Consider the following 1,027-nt stretch of genomic DNA (forward strand, 5'->3'; position numbering starts at 1 on the left):
ATAGATGTAATGCCGCGTAGTTTTCCATCTTTATATAATTTAATAATATCATCTTTTACATCATTAGAGTTAACGTATAAGGGAAGAGATCTTATAATTAGTTCATTGCGATCTAAATCAACCTCTATTTCGCCACGCATTTTAAATTTACCTTTTCCTGTTTTAGAAATCTCTTCAAACTGTCCTTCATCTACGATATGAGCACCTGTAGGGCTATCAGGAATTAAAACAACATTTTCATATTCAGGATCTTCTAAAAGTTTTAATGTGAGCTCTAATACTTCTTTAGCATTATAAGTAGGTAATCCTGTGCTTAAACCATATCCTATACCAAATGTGTTATTAATCAAAACGTTGGGATATCTAGCTGGTAAATATTCAGGCTCTTCTAAATCTCCTAAATAGTTTTTCTTTGTACTTACTAGCTTTAAATCGAAATCTTCAAAGAAACATTTGTACGCATAGTAACTAATTCTAGCTTCTGTATAACGAGAAGCGGCTGCAGGGTCTCCTTTAGGACTTCCAAAGTTACCTTGACCATCAATAAGAACAAGATTATTATTCCATGATTGAGCCATCTTAACTAAAGTTTGATATACTGGAATATCCCCATGTGGGTGATATTTACCGACAGTTTCACCAGTAATCCTAGACGATTTAGTCATTTTTCCATTAGGACGACTTCCTAGATCGTTGTATAGAGCATATAAAATTCTTCGTTCACCGGGTTTTAATCCATCAATTAATGTTGGAATATGGCGCATTAAGTTAGTATTAGCACCAAAAATTTGCATGTACTGTGTGCATAAATCTCCTATGTTTTCGACAATTACATTTTTCTCTTTCATGTGTTATTTACCCTCCTTTATTCATTGAAAAGAAGACTAGATTTAAAATAAATCTAGTCTTAGTTATCTAAATCTTCTCTATTAATTTTGAAATGTTCCATGAGCTTCTTTCTTTCTTCAGAACTATCACCATGTAAAATACGGAATTTTTCAATTTCTTTTTCAATATCGTCTACTGT

Annotated in this window: 1 protein-coding gene; it reads right to left on the reverse strand. The window is 32.2% G+C overall.

Annotated features, from left to right (window positions below; all coding sequences use genetic code 11):
• On the reverse strand, positions 1-848 hold an 848-nt coding region (locus ETC00_RS19330), incomplete at its 3' end, for a DNA gyrase subunit A (protein WP_305792676.1).
• Positions 849-1,027 lie beyond the last annotated feature (179 nt).

This window comes from Brevibacillus sp. MCWH (assembly GCF_013096935.1).
Taxonomy (GTDB): Bacteria; Bacillota; Bacilli; order Brevibacillales; family Brevibacillaceae; genus Brevibacillus; species Brevibacillus aydinogluensis.